Annotated in this window: 18 protein-coding genes, 2 tRNA genes and 3 rRNA genes; 19 read left to right on the plus strand and 4 right to left on the minus strand. The window is 48.5% G+C overall.

Translation table 11 applies throughout. The features are described from left to right. Nucleotides 1-84 precede the first annotated feature (84 nt). The 11 genes from rpmH to ACMUEV_RS00890 all read left to right on the plus strand — a co-directional run bounded on the left by rpmH (nt 85) and on the right by ACMUEV_RS00890 (nt 7,411). On the plus strand, nt 85-231 hold the full coding sequence (gene rpmH / locus ACMUEV_RS00840; protein ID WP_026149018.1) for a 50S ribosomal protein L34: 147 nt from the start codon (nt 85-87) through the stop codon (nt 229-231). Nucleotide 232: 1 nt separating this feature from the next. Beyond that, on the plus strand, nt 233-580 hold the full coding sequence (gene rnpA, locus ACMUEV_RS00845) for a ribonuclease P protein component (protein ID WP_017291195.1): 348 nt from the start codon (nt 233-235) through the stop codon (nt 578-580). Beyond that, nucleotides 570-968 (plus strand): PH domain-containing protein, encoded by a 399-nt coding sequence (locus ACMUEV_RS00850; protein WP_190652544.1) that lies wholly within the window; start codon nt 570-572, stop codon nt 966-968. Before rnpA ends, ACMUEV_RS00850 begins: the two co-directional genes overlap by 11 nt. 97 nt (nt 969-1,065) lie before the next feature. Then, a complete protein-coding gene (gene yidC, locus ACMUEV_RS00855) occupies nt 1,066-2,229 on the plus strand; it encodes a membrane protein insertase YidC (RefSeq protein WP_026149017.1) in 1,164 nt (387 codons plus the stop codon). A 12-nt stretch (nt 2,230-2,241) separates the two neighbouring features. Beyond that, nucleotides 2,242-2,745 carry a protein jag gene (locus tag ACMUEV_RS00860; protein ID WP_190652543.1) on the plus strand — a complete coding sequence of 168 codons (504 nt, stop codon included), beginning with the start codon at nt 2,242-2,244 and terminating at the stop codon, nt 2,743-2,745. 276 nt (nt 2,746-3,021) lie between these two features. Beyond that, a complete protein-coding gene (locus tag ACMUEV_RS00865; RefSeq protein ID WP_239741245.1) occupies nt 3,022-3,558 on the plus strand; it encodes a YceD family protein in 537 nt (178 codons plus the stop codon). A 39-nt stretch (nt 3,559-3,597) separates the two neighbouring features. Further along, nucleotides 3,598-5,121 carry an AAA family ATPase gene (locus ACMUEV_RS00870; protein ID WP_017291190.1) on the plus strand — a complete coding sequence of 508 codons (1,524 nt, stop codon included), beginning with the start codon at nt 3,598-3,600 and terminating at the stop codon, nt 5,119-5,121. Next, nucleotides 5,122-5,310 carry an RNA-binding S4 domain-containing protein gene (locus ACMUEV_RS00875; RefSeq protein ID WP_017291189.1) on the plus strand — a complete coding sequence of 63 codons (189 nt, stop codon included), beginning with the start codon at nt 5,122-5,124 and terminating at the stop codon, nt 5,308-5,310. It abuts the gene before it with no gap. A gap of 94 nt (nt 5,311-5,404) precedes the next feature. Continuing rightward, nucleotides 5,405-6,175: an MBL fold metallo-hydrolase gene (locus ACMUEV_RS00880; RefSeq protein WP_190652542.1), complete on the plus strand. Its 771-nt coding sequence runs from the start codon at nt 5,405-5,407 to the stop codon at nt 6,173-6,175. Continuing rightward, complete coding sequence (locus ACMUEV_RS00885) at nt 6,172-6,450, plus strand: 4a-hydroxytetrahydrobiopterin dehydratase (RefSeq protein WP_017291187.1); 279 nt, start codon at nt 6,172-6,174, stop codon at nt 6,448-6,450. The genes ACMUEV_RS00880 and ACMUEV_RS00885 overlap by 4 nt, the downstream gene beginning before the upstream one ends. Before the next feature lie 145 nt (nt 6,451-6,595). Further along, a complete protein-coding gene (locus ACMUEV_RS00890) occupies nt 6,596-7,411 on the plus strand; it encodes a helix-turn-helix domain-containing protein (RefSeq protein WP_190652541.1) in 816 nt (271 codons plus the stop codon). 111 nt (nt 7,412-7,522) lie between these two features. On the opposite strand, the gene ACMUEV_RS00895 is transcribed toward ACMUEV_RS00890, so the two are convergent. The 3 genes from ACMUEV_RS00895 to serA all read right to left on the minus strand — a co-directional run bounded on the left by ACMUEV_RS00895 (nt 7,523) and on the right by serA (nt 10,767). Continuing rightward, nucleotides 7,523-8,107, minus strand: coding sequence for a hypothetical protein (locus tag ACMUEV_RS00895; protein ID WP_199329647.1), 585 nt, complete (start codon nt 8,105-8,107; stop codon nt 7,523-7,525). Further along, complete coding sequence (gene prmA / locus ACMUEV_RS00900) at nt 8,091-8,981, minus strand: 50S ribosomal protein L11 methyltransferase (RefSeq protein WP_190652540.1); 891 nt, start codon at nt 8,979-8,981, stop codon at nt 8,091-8,093. The genes ACMUEV_RS00895 and prmA overlap by 17 nt, the downstream gene beginning before the upstream one ends. A 205-nt stretch (nt 8,982-9,186) precedes the next feature. Beyond that, nucleotides 9,187-10,767, minus strand: coding sequence for a phosphoglycerate dehydrogenase (serA, locus tag ACMUEV_RS00905; RefSeq protein WP_026149015.1), 1,581 nt, complete (start codon nt 10,765-10,767; stop codon nt 9,187-9,189). 192 nt (nt 10,768-10,959) lie between these two features. Between serA and ACMUEV_RS00910 the strand changes: the two genes are divergently transcribed. From ACMUEV_RS00910 to ACMUEV_RS00920, 3 genes are read left to right on the plus strand one after another with little or no spacing between them, the layout of a single operon-like run. Further along, nucleotides 10,960-11,196, plus strand: a complete 237-nt coding sequence (locus tag ACMUEV_RS00910; protein WP_268242242.1) for a DNA cytosine methyltransferase — start codon at nt 10,960-10,962, stop codon at nt 11,194-11,196. 46 nt (nt 11,197-11,242) lie between these two features. Further along, on the plus strand, nt 11,243-11,386 hold the full coding sequence (locus ACMUEV_RS00915) for a DNA cytosine methyltransferase (protein ID WP_347277625.1): 144 nt from the start codon (nt 11,243-11,245) through the stop codon (nt 11,384-11,386). Then, on the plus strand, nt 11,325-11,468 hold the full coding sequence (locus tag ACMUEV_RS00920; protein ID WP_242044665.1) for a hypothetical protein: 144 nt from the start codon (nt 11,325-11,327) through the stop codon (nt 11,466-11,468). The genes ACMUEV_RS00915 and ACMUEV_RS00920 overlap by 62 nt, the downstream gene beginning before the upstream one ends. A gap of 498 nt (nt 11,469-11,966) precedes the next feature. Here the strand turns inward: ACMUEV_RS00920 and glyQ are convergent, their stop codons facing one another. Continuing rightward, nucleotides 11,967-12,854 carry a glycine--tRNA ligase subunit alpha gene (gene glyQ, locus ACMUEV_RS00925; RefSeq protein ID WP_017291182.1) on the minus strand — a complete coding sequence of 296 codons (888 nt, stop codon included), beginning with the start codon at nt 12,852-12,854 and terminating at the stop codon, nt 11,967-11,969. A 321-nt stretch (nt 12,855-13,175) separates the two neighbouring features. On the opposite strand from glyQ, the gene ACMUEV_RS00930 reads away from it, so the two are divergent. From ACMUEV_RS00930 to rrf, 5 genes are all read left to right on the plus strand, one after another. Then, nucleotides 13,176-14,663 (plus strand): 16S ribosomal RNA (locus ACMUEV_RS00930). A gap of 114 nt (nt 14,664-14,777) precedes the next feature. Then, nucleotides 14,778-14,851 (plus strand) — tRNA-Ile (locus ACMUEV_RS00935). Between the two features lie 14 nt (nt 14,852-14,865). Then, nucleotides 14,866-14,941, plus strand: a tRNA-Ala gene (locus ACMUEV_RS00940). A 199-nt stretch (nt 14,942-15,140) separates the two neighbouring features. Beyond that, nucleotides 15,141-18,024 (plus strand): 23S ribosomal RNA (locus ACMUEV_RS00945). Nucleotides 18,025-18,138: 114 nt separating this feature from the next. Continuing rightward, nucleotides 18,139-18,255: ribosomal RNA gene (gene rrf, locus ACMUEV_RS00950) — 5S ribosomal RNA — on the plus strand. The 16S, 23S and 5S rRNA genes sit together here with 2 tRNA genes alongside, the layout of an rRNA operon. Nucleotides 18,256-18,389 lie beyond the last annotated feature (134 nt).

Genomic DNA, 18,389 nt, shown 5'->3' on the forward strand with positions numbered 1-18,389 from the left:
ATCATGATACTCTAGTAGACTGTGACTTTTCCCGCAGTCTACTATTTTTTTGCTTGGGATTTATTATTCACTGGAGCCACGGACATGACGAAGCGTACCCTCGGCGGAACAAGCCGCAAACGCAGACGAGTATCGGGATTTCGCGCTCGGATGCGAACCAAAAACGGACAGAAAGTCATTCAAGCGCGTCGTCGCAAAGGGCGGCTTCGCCTCTCGGTTTCGACTTCTTGAGTTGTTACCTCAGGAAAATAGGCTCAGACATCGACGAGATTTTGATGCTGTTTATCAGCGCGGATTTCGTCGAGGATCGCGCTGTTTTACGCTCAGAGTGCTAAAAACGCCTGAGCAACCGACCCAGATTGGCATTTCAATCAGCAAAAAGGTCAGCAAGCGAGCCGTCATTCGCAACCGAATTAAACGTCAAGTGAGAGCAATTTTGCGGAATTTCTTGCCGCGTCTGAACGCTGGATTCTCGATCGTGATCGGAGTCCGGATCGAGGCGGTTGAGTGTGATTACCCTCAATATCTGCAAGAATTAGAGCAGTTATTGATAAAAGCTGAGGTGCTGAATGGCAGTTAAAGAAGAAGTCTTCTACGAAGGTGGCCCTCACATTGGGGATCTCATTATCAATGTGCTGCTTGGGTTCACGGTGATTTGCTTGCCGTTGACCGTTGGTGCGATCGTGCGTGCCCTTTGGTTGCGCTATCGGATTACGAATCGACGGATCAGTGTGACGGGCGGCTGGCAAGGGCGCGATCGTGCCGACGTGATTTATTCCGAAATTACGAAGGTCGTAACCGTACCGCGTGGGATCGGATCTTACGGCGATATGGTGTTGACGCTTCGAGATGGCAGCCGTGTTGAACTACGCGCTGTGCCTAAGTTTCGGGACGTTTACGATTTCATTAACGAGCGGCTTTCTGAGCGCGCCAAAAAAGTCAGTGGAAGTCTCGGAAGTCAACCCTAGACGCTACACTGTATTTGACAATTTAAGCATTTGACAAAAATTGCCTCAGGAATTGTCACAGTCAAACTTTAGATCCTATTAGGTAGACGTAAAGCGAATGGACTTTGGTGTTAGCTTCCTATCCAATAACGTGATGCTGCCGATCCTGGATTTTTTCTATGGGATCGTGCCGAGCTATGGTTTGGCGATCGTGGCGTTGACTTTAGTCATTCGCTTTGCCCTCTATCCCTTGAGTGCTGGTTCCATCCGTAGTATGCGTCGCATGAAGGTGACTCAGCCTGTCATGCAAAAGCGCGTGAAAGAAGTTCAGGCGAAATATAAAGACGATCCTGCCAAACAGCAGGAAGAAATGAGTGCGCTTTACAAGGAGTTTGGTAATCCTCTAGCAGGCTGTTTGCCTGTTGTGTTGCAGATGCCCATTCTCTTTGCCTTGTTTGCGACTCTGAGAGGATCGCCTTTCTCGGATGTGCCTTACACGGTGAATTTTCAAATTGCGCCTCAGGCTCAAGTTGAACAAGTTGCACCGCAAGCTTTTATTACTGCCCCTCAGAATATTTACTTGGCAGATGGCGTTCACTCAAAAATTACTGCGATCGCTCCTGCTGGGACAAAGCTCGCCGTCGGTGAGAAAACGAAAATCGAGTTTCAAACCGTCGAAGGCAAGCCATTTAGTGCCCTGCAATCTGAATATCCTGACAGTCGTTTAGTTCCGAAGTTCAAAGCAACGGTTGGAGCGGAGCGCATCAAGATTAATGAGGATGGCACGATCGAAGCTCTTCAGCCCGGAGATGCAACGGTTCAAGCGTTTATTCCTGGACTGGCAGCCGATAAAGGATTCCTGTTCATCGATCAGCTAGGTCACGTCGGCGCGATCGATCCAGATGGCACATTGCACTGGGACATCATTGGGATGGTGCTGTTCTTTGGGATTAGCCTTTACATCAGTCAATTGATTTCCGGTCAAGGCTCAACGGGTAATGCTCAGCAAGACACAGTGAATAAGATTACGCCTGTGATTTTCTCTGGCATGTTCTTGTTCTTCCCCTTGCCTGCGGGTGTGTTGATGTACATGGTGCTGGCGAACATTTTCCAGACGGCTCAAACTTTCATTTTGTCGCGTGAACCTTTGCCTGAACATCTCCAGAAGCTGGTGGATGCCGAAGCTGCGGCGACGGCAAAAGCAGGGGGTGGAGCGAAGAAAGATAAAGAAGGTGGAGATGATTCTCTGCCGTTTGAACCCGGTCGTAAGAAAAAAGCATAGTTGGTTGGACGTATGGCTGAGACTCAATTACAGCAGCGAGGTCAGCAATGGCTGGAAACCTTCCTGAAGTTCGCTGATTTTCCGGCAACTGTAACTGCCGAAGTACGAGAAACATTTGCTGAGAAAAGCTGCTGGTTGACGATCGACCATACTGCCCTCCAGCCGAATCAGCTCGAAGCACTGCTGGGCAGTAAAGGTGCAGTTTTAGATTCGATTCAGTATTTAGCAAGTTCGATTCTGAACATTGGGCAGGGCGAACAGATGGCTTATACGATCGAGCTAAACGGCTATCGTGAAAAACGGCATCAAGAACTGCTCGAAATTGCTGAAAATGCAGCGGCAGAAGTTCGTGAGACGGGAAGAGAGTATGAGATCAAATCGCTCTCTTCAGCAGAACGAAGACAGGTGCATTCGATTTTGCAAGGGAGCGAGGATATCGAAACCTTCAGTCGCGGACAAGAACCCGATCGACGATTAGTCGTGAAGCTAGTTGGAGCGGGTTCCGACGAAGACTAGCAAGTTCTAAAATTCGATAAACTAAGAGAAGCGGGAGATTTTGTGGTTTAGAAAACAAATCTGCCGCTTTTGGTTTGATAGATGTACGAACAGTACAGCCTTGTGAGACAGATTTCTGATAACACAGGCAATAACACTGCGATTAACGCTTGAAGATTTTTAGCCTAATCGCCCTCGTGCCGCACTTGAAATCGAGCGGTTTTGCGATCGCGATTCGGTCATTTCTTTCACTTTTTCGACTCGACTCTTTACTGCTGAACATGTTCTGAAAGCTGGATGCTGATCAGAACGATTACGACTCTAAGAAACATCATGGAAGCGATTCACATTCCTCGGCTGACTCAGTGCCCTGAACAAACCCAGAAGATTGAGTTCAAAACCCTCCTCAAAGATCTCAAAACGCTGACTCCGGTTCAAGGCTGGCTAAAGGTTGCTCACCGAGGGAATTTTCTCGAAGTCTCGGCTCACGCTGAAACGATCGTCACCTTAACGTGTCATCGTTGTTTGCAGCAATTTAATCATCGATTAGAGATCGAGCCGAGTGAATTGATTTGGCTCGATGAAACGGCTGATCAACTCGACGAACTCCCACTGGATCAAGATTTATCGATGGATGATCTGGTCGAAACCTTGCCGCCGCACGGTTACTTTGATCCAGAAAGTTGGCTCTATGAGCAGCTTTCCCTGGAAATTCCGCAGCGCCAACTCTGTCAGCAAGACTGTGCGGGCATTGAGGTCGCAGATGAAGTGAAGAACCCAGGCATCGATCAACGCTGGGCATCCTTGCAGTCATTGAAAGGAAAACTCAATTGAGTGTTGTACGGTAATAGAAAGACCGTACTTTAAGAAACTATGAGTTTTAGCGACGAATTTAATCTCCTGCTGCGGGCGCGTTACCCCATTATTTACATCCCCACTCGTGAAGAAGAACGAGTCGAAGCTGCGATCGCACAAGCGGCGAAACTTCAAGGCGATCGTGCCGTTTACACCTGGGATTTTGTCGATGGCTATCAGGGCAATCCGAATGATGTGGGATTTGGGAAACGCAACCCGCTGCAAGCTTTAGAATTCGTCGAAAAACTGCCGATGAGTGCGCCTGCAATTTTCATTTTGCGGGACTTTCATCGGTTTCTAGATGACATTTCGATTTCGCGAAAATTGAGAAATTTAACGCGATTGCTGAAGTCTCAGCCTAAGAATTTAGTTTTACTTTCATCGCAGATTGCGATTCCCGATGATCTGACCGAAGTGCTCACCGTTTTGGAGTTTCCACTGCCAGGAGCCGCAGATATTAAGTCTGAGATTGAGCGACTGTTAAGTGCTACAGGTCAGCAGCTTGAGAGCAAGAATTTGGATGATTTGGTGCGATCGTGCCAGGGTTTATCGATCGAGAGAATTCGGCGCGTTCTCGCTCGTGCTTTTGCCTTACATAGCGAACTGCGCTCTGAAGATATTGAATTGATTTTGGAAGAAAAACGCCAAACGATTCGGCAAACTCAGATTCTCGATTTCTATCCCGCAACGGAAGCGATTTCGGATATTGGCGGATTGGATAATCTCAAAGATTGGCTGATTCGGCGCGGTGGATCATTTAGCGATCGTGCTCGACAATATGGATTACCGCACCCAAAAGGCTTAATGCTCGTCGGCATTCAAGGGACAGGAAAATCTTTAACGGCAAAAGCGATCGCGCATCATTGGCATTTGCCGCTGCTGCGCTTGGATGTTGGGCGTTTGTTTGGTGGCTTAGTCGGAGAATCCGAATCGCGCACTCGTCAAATGATTCAACTCGCAGAAGCGCTTGCGCCTTGTGTGCTTTGGATTGATGAGATCGATAAAGCGTTTGCAGGAGTCGATAGTCGAGGCGATGCGGGAACAACGAGCCGCGTCTTTGGAACTTTTATCACTTGGATGGCTGAGAAAAAATCTCCTGTCTTTGTCGTGGCAACTGCGAATAACATTCAATCTTTGCCGCCTGAGATGCTGAGAAAAGGGCGATTTGACGAGATTTTCTTTGTGGGATTGCCGACTCAAGAAGAACGGAAATCAATTTTTTCAGTGCACCTGTCTCGGCTGCGTCCGCACAATTTGAAACAATATGACCTCGATCGCTTAGCGTATGAAACTCCAGACTTTTCAGGAGCCGAAATCGAGCAGACATTGATCGAAGCCATGCACATTGGATTTAGTCAAAATCGGGATTTCACCACCGATGACATTCTCGAATCCGCGAGTCAGATGGTGCCACTTGCCCGAACTGCGAAAGAGCAGATTGAGTTTTTGCAAGATTGGGCAGCGGCTGGCAAGGCTCGGATGGCTTCTAAACATAGTCCCTTGAGCGATCGCATTCAACGACAGTTACAACAACCCGAGTAAATGATGGAAGACACAATTAAGTTAGATCAATTTCTCAAATTTCAAGGCGTAGTCCAGACTGGAGGGCAGGCAAAAATGCTGATTCAGGCTGGAGAAGTCAAAGTTAATGGAACCATTGAAACGAGACGGGGAAGAAAATTAGTCAAAGGCGATCGCGTCACCACCTTGGGAGAGACGATCGAGGTTTAAAATTAGGGTCAGTAGACCTCTTGCACCCGTGCCCTACGAATTGATTCGCTAGGTACGTCTGCAAGCAATCCAATTAATTTCCGGTCAGCAAACAATGTTTCTTACTTGGCTTGATAGTAATTCTTGGCTGATCGAACTCGCTGGAAAGCGTATCCTGCTCGATCCCTGGCTCGTTGGCGAATTAGTGTTTGGCAATCTGGGATGGTTGTTCAAAGGAACTCGATCGAAAGATCGCCCCATTCCTGACAACATCGATTTGATCCTGCTCTCGCAAGGGATTGAAGATCATGCTCATCCTAAAACCTTGAAAAAGCTCGATCGCTCAATTCCAGTTGTTGGTTCTCCTAGTGCGGCAAAGGTAGCCCAAGCGATCGGATTTACATCGATTACAGCATTGAAGCCTGGAGAAAGCTGGAAGTTCGATCAGCTTCAAATTCAAGCGACTTTAGGATCTCAACTTGGGCCTGGGACACAAGAAAATGGTTATTTGTTAACTGAACTCTCGACGGGAACCACACTCTACTATGAGCCTCATGGCAGTCATCCTGCGAACTTGAAAGCCCCAATCGATGTCGTGATCACGCCTTTAATCGATCTCGCTTTACCGCTCGTCGGCGCAATTATTAAAGGTGCTGAAAGTGGAGTCAATCTTGCTCAACAAGTTCGACCTCAAGTGATTTTGCCGACCGCAGCAGGCGGAGATATTCAGTTTGAAGGCATCTTGAACGCTCTACTCAAAGCCATCGGAACAGTCGATCAGTTTCGTGCAAAACTGGCTCAAGCGAATCTATCGACCACTGTGATTGAGCCAAAGCCCGGCGATCGCATTGAAATTCTTCTTCCATCAAAAGAGGTAGCATCATGACTCCACTTTCTTTACAAGATCTCGAAGCCGAATTAAAAAACCTGGATGGTTGGACGATCGAGCAGGGCAAATTACACCGTGAATTCAAATTTGCTTCCTTTGTCGAAGCATTTGGATTTATGTCAAGCTTGGCACTCGTCTCCGAAGCGAACGGACATCATCCCGAATGGTTCAACGTGTATAATCGCGTCACCGTTGACCTAACCACACACGATGCTGGTGGAATCACTCAGAAGGATATTGACTGGGCGAAAACTGCTAATAAACTGGCATAATCTCTGACAAAACTTCCAGATTTCGAGTTCTGAGCCGGAAGAAAGAAGAAATCGACACAAGAGGTTTTTTATGTTGCATTGGCAACATTGCACTAGCGTCTTATACGGGGTCGATCGCAATTCTTGATTTTGGTGAGGACAGGAAATGTTAGCGCAAGATTCGATGCGGATCAGTATGGCAGGCGTGGAGCTAGATGACCATCACACCCTGCTTTCCCAGATAGAAGCTGAGCTATACCGGAGTGAAATCTACCGTCGAGCCGTTGAGCGCTTAGAAGCAGGTGTGTCTGAAGGAACTTCTGCCCAAGTTTGTCTCAAATCAGTGGCACGCGAAGCAATTCGATTGGCACTACGAGAAATGAAGTTGCAAGAAGCTTCCACACCGAAGCCAGAACCGAAAAAAGTAGAGTCTCCTCGTAAGAAGGTGACGGCTGATCTGTCTGAATCTCATCGGCAGGAGTGTTTGGCACGCTTAGGCGCACAGATTCGAGCCGCCCGTGAGGCGCGATCGATGTCGATCGCGGAACTGCACAGCAAAACGCTCGTTCCAGTTCATCAATTAACTGCGATCGAGGCTGGACAGGGCACCCATTTGCCTGAAGATGTCTATCTCAGAGGGTTTATTCAACGCATTGCGAAAGCCTTGAATGTCGAGAGTACGGTGTTGCTCGATTTGCTGCCTGCTGTTGACCCAGTGAAAGCTGTGTTGCCATCTTGGTATCAGCCAAAGCAGCAGAAGTCGATTTCGCTGGGTGGAATGGCGCTCAGTCCAGTGCATTTATATTTAGGCTATGCTGCTGTGTTGAGTGGTGGAATGGTTTGGTTATCGCAGCATTCTTCGCAACCTGCACGACCGGGAGCAGAGTTAAATGCGCCTCAAGTTACGCCTGCTCAGTCTGACTCTCAACCGACTGCAAAAATGAGTGCCAATATGCAAGTTGCTGCACCTGAGAGATTGTAATAGCTCACTGCATTTCGGCTTTGCTCAATCTTTTGAATCGAGAAAGCTCGTAACGAGTTTAAAGAGAAGTTGTGAGTTGAGCGAAGCCGAAGCCTGATATCCATTTGCAACTTAAAGATGAGCTAATCGTTGCAATTCTGCATCAAGATTGCGGCGTGCGATCGCTTCTCTTGCCTGCATCGTGGGTGTGGAATAAATGCGATCGCGGTGCAAAAAACTTTCTAACACTCGCGATCGCCCAATTCGATAATCCTCGTCTGTTACCCAAAAATACTCTTTCCGAATTGCAGCAGCATAGCTCTGATAGTGTTCTGGCTCAGTGCTGAGAATTGCTAAATCTGCATCTAAGAGAATCTGACTTTCTGCATCAAATGCTTGATGGGTTTTCGTACAAAGAATCAAATTGCGAACTTGATGGATCTGCTCAAATTCAGGAAATAAAGCTGCTGCAAGCTCAGCGCTGTTCTCCTCATTATCCTGAGCATGAGTGTCATACACGGCATCATGAAACCATGCCGCAAGATTCAGCGCAATCGACTCTCCGCCTAACTGCTCTAGCATTGAGAGAACGTGATAGAGATGCTCAAGCGTGTGATAGTAACGATTTTGGCTCGAATACGCTGCAATCAACTGCCAAAATAGTGGGTCTGAAAAACGCCAGCGTTTGCGCAACCAATTTCTACGATCGACGGACATTTAAACAGCACCAATCACCACGCTTCCATAAAGCTGCGACAATCCACCCATTCGCCTCTAACGTATCTGCAACAGGTTTTGCTTGCTCCAACAAAATCCCGCTCAAAATTCCCCACGAAGAAGGCTTAATCAAAGGTGTCCATTGTGGAATCAGATCAATGATGACTTCTGCCAAAATGTTGCAAACTAACCCATCGACTGGTTCTTCGATCATCTCTTGAAGTCGCGTGACACTACCTTGATCCACGACTAATCGCGCCGGATCAAGGTGATTCAGTTCTACATTTTCATGGGTTGCTTTGACGGCTAGCGGATCAGTATCGACGGCATAAGCTTTTTTAGCTCCTAAGAGCAGTGCGCCCACTGAGAGAATGCCAGATCCACACCCAATATCTGCGATCGTCACGGTTTGCGGATCTACACTCAATCGCATTTCTAAAGCTTCTAAACACAGTTGAGTCGTCGCATGATCACCCGTTCCAAATGCAACTCCTGGTTCAAGCTGCATGATAATACGATCGGTCTTTTCGGGCACAGGTAGCCAAGCGGGATTAATCAAAAAGCGATCGCCTAGTTCCTGGGGCTTCCAGTAACTCTTCCAACTACTTGACCAATCTTCTTCATCAATGATTTGCCATTGCACGATCGGTGCAGGCAAATTCATGCAAAGTGCATCTTGTTTGAGCAGTAAAGACAACGCAGATAAATCTAACAACTGTGCCTGTTGCTGAGGCAAATACGCTGAAACCAAACAAGACGAGCCTTGACTCTGACTCGATGCCCCTTTACAGCCAAAATTATCAAATCGCCAAATTGCCGTCTCTTCGAGAGCCGCATCACACAGAACTTGAATTTCCCACCAACTGTTAGACATAAATTTGCAGCACGGCAAAATAAAAATAGAAGCATCTAGGCTGATCTGATCAGAGTCAATCATTTATGACTTTAGACTCTTCTCTTCTCAATCCCCCTGAATCTAAGAGGGGATCAAGACCCACATCTGAGGCAGAAAATTCTCGACTCTCCTGATTCAGGCAGGAAGTAGGAGTGATCTCCTGGCTCCTGCCTGAATTCAGTTCTTACAACGTAACCGTGTAAGCGTCGCGGATTCCAGCGACTTGCTTAATCTCGTTCATGATGTTCTCCGGCAACGGATCATCAATGCTGAGCACCATCACCGCATCGCCCCGAACAATTTTCCGTCCCACCTGCATACTGGCGATATTGACATTGAATTCGCCCAACAGCGAACCAATCCGACCAATGATTCCCGGCATATCCCGGTGCAGGGTGAACAGCATATAGCGATTCGGCGGCACGTTGACTGGAAAATCATTGATGCTCGTGATCCGAATCTCATCATCTCCGAGCAAAGCTCCGGTTACAGAGTGTTCTCCCAGTGTGCCTTTTGCGGAAAGATGCAGTGAACCTGCATAGTCTTTGATCGATGCATCGCGAGTTTCAACGACTCGAATGCCTCGCTCTTTTGCTTCAATGCTGGCATTCACATAGTTCACCCGCTCTTGCAATGCCGGAGATAACAATCCTTTCAACGCAGCAATCACGATCGGTTGGCTTTGATTGGTTGCCAAATCTCCCCGCAGCCCAATATTGAGCGATTCAATACGTCCGCCCGCAAGTTGCCCAACCATCTTTCCGAGCGTTTCCGCAAGCTGCAAGTAGGGCTTCAACTGTTCTAAAACGTCAGGGCGCAGTCCAGGAATGTTGACTGCCGATCGAGCAGGTTCGCCAAGTAAGACATCCCGAATTTGTTCTGCAACGTCGATCGCGACATTGACCTGAGCTTCTTCAGTCGAGGCTCCCAAGTGTGGCGTTAAGACAATTTCCTTACCCAAAGCCGTGAGAGGCGATTCTCCTAACGGTTCGCTGGAGAATACATCTAACGCGGCTCCGGCAATTTTTCCAGCTTTGAGGGCTTCTGCGATCGCAGTTTCATCGATAATTCCGCCTCGCGCACAGTTAATAATGCGCGCATTGGGTTTCATTTTCGCGATCGAGTCTGCATTAATCAGGTTGGCAGTTTCCGGCGTTTTCGGAATGTGCAGGGTGATGTAGTCTGCCGATTGAAACAAAACATCGAGTTCAACTAAGCTACAGCCCAGTTGTTCTGCACGCTCCACTGAAATAAATGGATCATAAGCCAGCAACTTCATGCCCATTGCGCGTGCCACAGTTGCGACATGGGCGCCAATCTTACCGAGTCCCACGACTCCTAACGTTTTGTTATAAACTTCGTTCCCGGTATAGCTTTTGCGATCCCATTTGCCTTGTTTCAACTTGGCATTCGCTTCGGGAATATAGCGAGACAACGATAGCATCATTGCTAGGGTATGTTCAGCTGCCGCGATCGTATTACCTTCGGGCGAGTTGACAACAATAATTCCTTTGCGAGTTGCGGCTGGAACATCGACATTATCGACTCCAACTCCAGCGCGTCCAATAATTTTCAGATTGCGTCCTGCCTCAATGACCTCAGCAGTTACGCGCGTTCCAGAGCGAATCATCAGCGCATCATATTCTGGAATCACTTCGACAAGTTGCTCTTTACTCAGATCAGTTTTGACATCTACTTGAGCGACTTGGGACAAAATATCGATCCCAACTTGATCGATTGGATCGGAAACAAGAACCTTGGGCATAACACGAGTGCGAGAGGCAGAGTGAGTAGTGCATGAAAAACTTTTCCAAGTTTTCCACAGATTGATCATTCTAATGGATTGGTGTGACGCATCCCTCCCTATACTCAAAAAGTTTTCGGATTTGCGCTGATCAAGCAGCGAATCTAGTCCTGCCCCTTTAAACTATTATTCTGAGCTTGCGTAAGGTCTATTTTGGTTAGACCGAACGATGGGCTGCACCTATCAAGCGCGATCGGTTCTCTATTTCCAGGTTGTGGAGACTTAGATTTAGGATTTAACCAACCTGGATTTCAGACGATTTGGGCGAATGAGTTCGATAAGAGTATTTGGGAAACTTACGAAAAGAATTATCCTGAAACCGTTCTAGATAGGCGTGATATCAGCAGCATTCCTTCCGATGATATTCCTGAGTGTGTTGGAATTATTTGAAGAACCTCTTTGTCAAAGCTGGAGTGAAGCCGGAACATAGACAGGAATCGAGGATGCAAGAAGTCAGCTTTTTCTAGAGTATGTTCGGATTCTGAAAGATAAGCAACGGCTCTTTTTCCTGACTGAAAATGTCTCTGGAATGCGGCGAAAAACATCTTCATGCGTTGCTTTCAATCATTACGAGCGTTGAGAAAGCGGGCTATGTTGCTTCACATAAGCTACTAAATGCAGCAATTCGGAGCGGATATGAGCGGACTTTGCCACCTGAATAGCATCACATCAGCAAAGACAAAGCACAACGATCAGAATGCACGAATGGAAATGTTCGACAACAGACTGAACGCTCGCATCGACAGCAGAATAAGTTTTGCAAGGTTTGGAAACAGACAAAGGTGACGACTCGTTAGTTGGGAGCGATTTCAATTGGATTTAGCAGCATCGTCGGTTTCGATCCACCGCCTCACAGCGAGCAGAACTGTCCACTTGGACTTGGACGTGGCATGATATCGCAATCTATCCCACCTTATCCTGACGCATTACCCAATCTTTTTAGGCATGCAAAAGACCAAGTGATGCCAGATATTGTAGACATCGCAAATTTAAGACTTGATGTAGACGACATAGTTTGAATTACTCCGGATTCAGAAGCTCTTGTTGCACATAGTTCTTTTCTATTGCCCTATTGCCCACCTTATCCGCGACACTGAATCTGCAGTCAGTGATAGAGCGATCGCAGATTTGTAGAGTGCGATCGCTCTATCTGTTTCCCTTTAAACCGCCTCAACCTTCTCCCTTTTCAACAGCGGAAACCCTAACTTCTCCCGCTGTTTCAAATAAAGCTGCGCCACCTGCCGCGCCAAATTCCGCACGCGCCCAATATATCGCGCCCGTTCCGTCACCGAAATCACCCCACGCGCATCCAGCAAATTAAACGTGTGCGAGCACTTTAGCACCTGATCGTAAGCAGGCAACACCAACCCACGCTGCATCAACTGCTCCGCCTCCTGCTCAAACAACTTAAACAGCGTAAACAAGAGTTCCGGATTCGATGCCTCAAAATTATAAGTCGAACACTCAATTTCCCCTTGCAGATGCACATCACCATAAGTGATCTCATCATTCCATTGAATATCGAAAATCGAGTTCACCCCTTGTAGATACATCGTCAGTCGTTCCAGACCATATGTAATCTCGATCGAAACCGGACGGCAATCTAATCCTCCACACTGTTGGAAATAAGTGAACTGCGTCACCTCCATACCATCCAACCAAACTTCCCAACCGACTCCCCAAGCGCCAACCGCCGCATCCTCCCAGTTATCCTCCACAAACCGAATATCGTGATCCTCCGGCGAAATCCCCAACGCCTTCAGCGACTCTAAATAAATCTCTTGAATATTGTCAGGCGATGGCTTAATCAGCACTTGATACTGATAATAATGTTGCACCCGATTCGGATTCTCCCCATATCGCCCATCCCCCGGACGACGACAAGGTTCCACATAGGCAACCGCCCAAGGCTCAGGCCCGATCGCTCTCAAAAATGTATGCGGACTCTTCGTCCCTGCTCCCTTCTCCGTATCGTAAGGTTGCACCACCAAACATCCCCGCTCCGCCCAAAACTGATTGAGCGTCGAAATCACAGACTGAAAATTCACGTTCCCTAGCCCTCAGCGACAAAAATCACTTGCCTATTGTCGCCCAAAACCTCATTCTGCGGGCGGTTGAGAACGAACTGAAAAAAACTTGAGTGAAGGAGTTGACACCTTGAAGGTTATCCCGCTATATTATCAAAGCGCGGGTGAGGGAAGAGCGAGCGAAAGCGGACTCAGCTTCATCTGCGAGAAACTGAACCTATAAAACAGAATAGTTTAGAAGCCAGAGAAAGGAAAGCCTTCGTCAGAAAAATATCTCTTTTGTTAGAGACCGGAAGGATAACCGGATAAATTACTGAATTGAGCTACAAGCTTACTCTATATACTATGGAGAGTTTGATCCTGGCTCAGGATGAACGCTGGCGGTATGCTTAACACATGCAAGTCGAACGGTCTCTTCGGAGATAGTGGCGGACGGGTGAGTAACGCGTGAGAACATGCCTTTAGATTGGGGACAACAGTTGGAAACGACTGCTAATACCGAATGTGCCTTAGGGTGAAAGATTTATTGTCTAGAGATTGGCTCGCGTCAGATTAGCTAGTTGGAGTGGTAACGGCACACCAAGGCGACGATCTGTACTTGGTCTGAGAGGATGACCAGGCACACTGGAACTGAGACACGGTCCAGACTCCTACGGGAGGCAGCAGTGGGGAATTTTCCGCAATGGGCGAAAGCCTGACGGAGCAATACCGCGTGAGGGAGGACGGCTTTTGGGTTGTAAACCTCTTTTATCAGGGAAGAATCGATGACGGTACCTGATGAATCAGCATCGGCTAACTCCGTGCCAGCAGCCGCGGTAATACGGAGGATGCAAGCGTTATCCGGAATTATTGGGCGTAAAGCGTCCGTAGGTGGTTTATCAAGTCTGCTGTCAAAGCGTGCGGCTTAACCGCATAAGGGCAGTGGAAACTGATGAACTAGAGTGCGATAGGGGTAACAGGAATTCCCAGTGTAGCGGTGAAATGCGTAGATATTGGGAAGAACACCAGCGGCGAAAGCGTGTTACTGGGTCTGCACTGACACTGAGGGACGAAAGCTAGGGGAGCGAAAGGGATTAGATACCCCTGTAGTCCTAGCCGTAAACGATGACAACTAGGCGTGGTTCGTATCGACCCGAGCCGTGCCGTAGCCAACGCGTTAAGTTGTCCGCCTGGGGAGTACGCACGCAAGTGTGAAACTCAAAGGAATTGACGGGGGCCCGCACAAGCGGTGGAGTATGTGGTTTAATTCGATGCAACGCGAAGAACCTTACCAAGGCTTGACATCCTCGGAACCCTGATGAAAGTTAGGGGTGCCTTCGGGAGCCGAGAGACAGGTGGTGCATGGCTGTCGTCAGCTCGTGTCGTGAGATGTTGGGTTAAGTCCCGCAACGAGCGCAACCCACGTTTTTAGTTGCCAGCATTCAGTTGGGCACTCTAGAGAGACTGCCGGTGACAAACCGGAGGAAGGTGTGGATGACGTCAAGTCAGCATGCCCCATACGCCTTGGGCTACACACGTACTACAATGCGTCGGACAAAGAGCAGCCAGCCAGCGATGGTGAGCCAATCTCATAAACCGACGCTCAGTTCAGATTGCAGGCTGCAACTCGCCTGCATGAAGGCGGAATCGCTAGTAATCGCAGGTCAGCATACTGCGGTGAATACGTTCCCGGGCCTTGTACACACCGCCCGTCACACCATGGGAGTTGGTCACGCCCGAAGTCGTTACTCTAACTGCTTGCAGAGGAGGACGCCGAAGGTGGGGCTGATGACTGGGGTGAAGTCGTAACAAGGTAGCCGTACCGGAAGGTGTGGCTGGATCACCTCCTTAAAAGGAGACCTACCCTCTCACTTAGCTAAAGCTAGGATGAGAAAGGTCAACTAGGTCGTTCGAAGCTTTCCATAAATTTCGATGTGCTTCTAAACTATCCCGGTTCAGGGATGGGGGCTATTAGCTCAGGTGGTTAGAGCGCACCCCTGATAAGGGTGAGGTCCCTGGTTCGAGTCCAGGATGGCCCACTCCATTAAGACAAGGGGGTTTAGCTCAGTTGGTAGAGCGCCTGCTTTGCAAGCAGGATGTCAGCGGTTCGAGTCCGCTAACCTCCACCAACCGATTGATTGAATCACTCTGTTGAATTTTTTGTTGAATTGAGCGATTGAGGATATGCGACAGCAACTCATCTGCGAGATGTAGAGAGCCTGCTGGATTATATCCAGTACAAGAACCAAGAAAACTGCATAGTAATGATGTCAGGTAGAGATACACAGACACCAATGTAAAGGACTAAAACTGATTGAAATAATTAGTGGTCAAGCTACAAAGGGCAGATGGTGGATACCTAGGCACACAGAGGCGATGAAGGACGTGACGACCGACGATATGCTTCGGGGAGCTGGAAGTAAGCATTGATCCGAAGATTTCCGAATAGGGCAACCTTTAACATGACTACCTGAATCTATAGGGTAGAGCAAGCTAACCCAGCGAATTGAAACATCTTAGTAGCTGGAGGAAGAGAAAGCAAACGCGATTTCCGTAGTAGCGGCGAGCGAACTGGAAACAGCCTAAACCAGGTGATTTATCATCTGGGGTTGTGGGACAGCAACGTGTATCAGAGCGGTTAAACGAAGTAGTGAGAAGCTACACCAGAGAAGGTGAAAGTCCTGTAGTTGAAAACTTAACTGAGCTAGCTGTATCCCGAGTAGCATGGAGCACGTGAAATTCCGTGTGAATCATCGAGGACCACCTCGAAAGGCTAAATACTCCTGTGTGACCGATAGAGAACTAGTACCGCGAGGGAACGGTGAAAAGAACCCCGGGAGGGGAGTGAAATAGAACATGAAACCATCTGCTTACAAGCAATGGGAGGACGATTGAACGTCTGACCGTGTGCCTGTTGAAGAATGAGCCGGCGACTTATAGGTACAGGTAGATTAAGGCGGAGATGCCGAAGTCAAAGGGAAACCGAGTCTGAATAGGGCGCGATATCTGTATTTATAGACCCGAACCCCGGTGATCTAACCATGTCCAGGATGAAGCTTGGGTAACACCAAGTGGAGGTCCGAACCGACTGATGTTGAAAAATCAGCGGATGAGGTGTGGTTAGGGGTGAAATGCCAATCGAACCGGGAGCTAGCTGGTTCTCCCCGAAATGTGTTGAGGCGCAGCGGTAATTGTTTAAGTCTGGGGGTAAAGCACTGATTCGGTGCGGGCTGGGAGACCGGTACCAAATCGAGTCAAACTCTGAATACCAGATGAATAGATTGCCAGTGAGACGGTGGGGGATAAGCTTCATCGTCAAGAGGGAAACAGCCCAGACCATCAGCTAAGGTCCCAAAATAACACCTCAGTGATAAAGGAGGTGGGAATGCAGAGACAACCAGGAGGTTTGCCTAGAAGCAGCCATCCTTAAAAGAGTGCGTAATAGCTCACTGGTCAAGCGTTCCTGCGCCGAAAATGAACGGGGCTAAGGTGTTTACCGAAGCTATGGACTTGCATTTATGTGAGTGGTAGGGGAGCGTTCTGTTGTAGTGAGAAGCATCAGCGGCAAGCAGGTGTGGACGAAGCAGAAGTGAGAATGTCGGCTTGAGTAGCGCAAACATTGGTGAGAATCCAATGCCCTGAAATCCTAAGGGTTCCTCCGGAAGGCTCGTCCGCGGAGGGTGAGTCGGGGCCTAAGGCGAGGTCGAAAGACGTAGTCGATGGACAACTGGTGAAGATTCCAGTACTCAATTTGGATTGTGACGGGGGACGGAGAAGGCTAACACAGCCCCATGTTGGTTAGGGGTTCAAGCATTCGAGGTGATGAGAGTCGGCGGAAACGACTTGAGCTGAGGTGTGAGTACGAGAGTCTACGGACTCGAAGTGTGTGATGTCAGGCTTCCAAGAAAATCCCGGATCACGATAATTCAAATTACCCGTACCCGAAACCGACACAGGTAGGATGGTTGAGAAAACTAAAGGGCGCGAGATAACTCTCTCTAAGGAACTCGGCAAAATGACCCCGTAACTTCGGGAGAAGGGGTGCCACCGAGAGGTGGTCGCAGTGAAGAGGCCCAAGCGACTGTTTACCAAAAACACAGGTCTCCGCTAAGTTGCAAAACGATGTATGGGGGCTGACGCCTGCCCAGTGCCGGAAGGTTAAAGAAGTTGGTCAGGGATTCGTCCTGAAGCTAGCGACTGAAGCCCCGGTGAACGGCGGCCGTAACTATAACGGTCCTAAGGTAGCGAAATTCCTTGTCGGGTAAGTTCCGACCCGCACGAAAGGCGTAACGATTTGGGCGCTGTCTCGGAGAGAGGCTCGGCGAAATAGGATTGTCTGTGAAGATACGGACTACCTGCACCTGGACAGAAAGACCCTATGAAGCTTTACTGTAGCCTGGAATTGGGTTCGGGCTTTAACTGCGCAGGATAGGTGGGAGGCTATGATTCAATCCTTGTGGGGATTGAGGAGCCAACGGTGAGATACCACTCTGTTAAGGCTAGAATTCTAACCTTCGCCCGTAATCCGGGGAGGGAACAGTTTCAGGTGGGCAGTTTGACTGGGGCGGTCGCCTCCTAAATGGTAACGGAGGCGCGCAAAGGTTCTCTCAGGCTGGTTGGAAATCAGCCGTAGAGTGTAAAAGCACAAGAGAGCTTGACTGTGAGACGAACATGTCGAGCAGGGACGAAAGTCGGCTTTAGTGATCCGACGGCGCTGCGTGGAAAGGCCGTCGCTAAACGGATAAAAGTTACTCTAGGGATAACAGGCTGATCTCCCCCAAGAGTTCACATCGACGGGGAGGTTTGGCACCTCGATGTCGGCTCATCGCAACCTGGGGCGGTAGTACGTCCCAAGGGTTGGGCTGTTCGCCCATTAAAGCGGTACGTGAGCTGGGTTCAGAACGTCGTGAGACAGTTCGGTCCATATCCGGTGCAGGCGCAAGAGTATTGAGAGGAGTCTTCCTTAGTACGAGAGGACCGGGAAGAACGCACCGCTGGTGTACCAGTTATCGTGCCAACGGTAAACGCTGGGTAGCCAAGTGCGGAGTGGATAACCGCTGAAAGCATCTAAGTGGGAAGCCCACCTCAAGATGAGTACTCTCATGGTGTTAAACCAGTAAGGTCACGCGGAGAACACGCGTTGATAGGCTCTAGGTGGAAGTGCAGTAATGTATGCAGCCGAGGAGTACTAATAGACCGAGGGCTTGACCTCTTGAATCAGATTGAATCTAAGCCTTGGTGTTTGAGATTTCTACATTCAAAACTGACATCAAAAACTATGCAGCCTTCTGGGTTCTGGTGAATTTGAGCCAGACTCAACGAGTTTCCTGGTGGTGATGGCGATGTGGACCCACACTCATCCATCCCGAACTGAGTGGTGAAACGCATTTGCGGCGACGATAGTTGGAGGGTAGCCTCCTGTCAAAATAGCTAACCGCCAGGGTATCATTAGAAAGAAAACGTGCTTTAAGATTTTTCTTAGAGCGCGTTTTTAACTTTAAATCCGCTGGATAGCAAAATTTTGAGAGAAGACGGGCACTATGGTTCTACAAAGTTTATTTGCTAAACACGATTTAA

Origin of the sequence: Leptolyngbya sp. FACHB-1624 (assembly GCF_047649235.1) — a bacterium.
Classification (GTDB): Bacteria; Cyanobacteriota; Cyanobacteriia; order Leptolyngbyales; family Leptolyngbyaceae; genus Leptolyngbya; species Leptolyngbya boryana.

Bases quoted from the DNA above. Each gene is read 5' to 3' on its own strand.
- rpmH (WP_026149018.1), top strand. From the start codon at position 85: ATGACGAAGCGTACCCTCGGCGGAACAAGCCGCAAACGCAGACGAGTA.
- ACMUEV_RS00850 (WP_190652544.1), top strand. From the start codon at position 570: ATGGCAGTTAAAGAAGAAGTCTTCTACGAAGGTGGCCCTCACATTGGG.
- yidC (WP_026149017.1), top strand. From the start codon at position 1,066: ATGGACTTTGGTGTTAGCTTCCTATCCAATAACGTGATGCTGCCGATC.
- ACMUEV_RS00860 (WP_190652543.1), top strand. From the start codon at position 2,242: ATGGCTGAGACTCAATTACAGCAGCGAGGTCAGCAATGGCTGGAAACC.
- ACMUEV_RS00865 (WP_239741245.1), top strand. From the start codon at position 3,022: ATGCTGATCAGAACGATTACGACTCTAAGAAACATCATGGAAGCGATT.
- ACMUEV_RS00870 (WP_017291190.1), top strand. From the start codon at position 3,598: ATGAGTTTTAGCGACGAATTTAATCTCCTGCTGCGGGCGCGTTACCCC.
- ACMUEV_RS00875 (WP_017291189.1), top strand. From the start codon at position 5,122: ATGATGGAAGACACAATTAAGTTAGATCAATTTCTCAAATTTCAAGGC.
- ACMUEV_RS00880 (WP_190652542.1), top strand. From the start codon at position 5,405: ATGTTTCTTACTTGGCTTGATAGTAATTCTTGGCTGATCGAACTCGCT.
- ACMUEV_RS00885 (WP_017291187.1), top strand. From the start codon at position 6,172: ATGACTCCACTTTCTTTACAAGATCTCGAAGCCGAATTAAAAAACCTG.
- ACMUEV_RS00890 (WP_190652541.1), top strand. From the start codon at position 6,596: ATGTTAGCGCAAGATTCGATGCGGATCAGTATGGCAGGCGTGGAGCTA.
- ACMUEV_RS00895 (WP_199329647.1), bottom strand. From the start codon at position 8,107: ATGTCCGTCGATCGTAGAAATTGGTTGCGCAAACGCTGGCGTTTTTCA.
- prmA (WP_190652540.1), bottom strand. From the start codon at position 8,981: ATGTCTAACAGTTGGTGGGAAATTCAAGTTCTGTGTGATGCGGCTCTC.
- serA (WP_026149015.1), bottom strand. From the start codon at position 10,767: ATGCCCAAGGTTCTTGTTTCCGATCCAATCGATCAAGTTGGGATCGAT.
- ACMUEV_RS00920 (WP_242044665.1), top strand. From the start codon at position 11,325: ATGTCTCTGGAATGCGGCGAAAAACATCTTCATGCGTTGCTTTCAATC.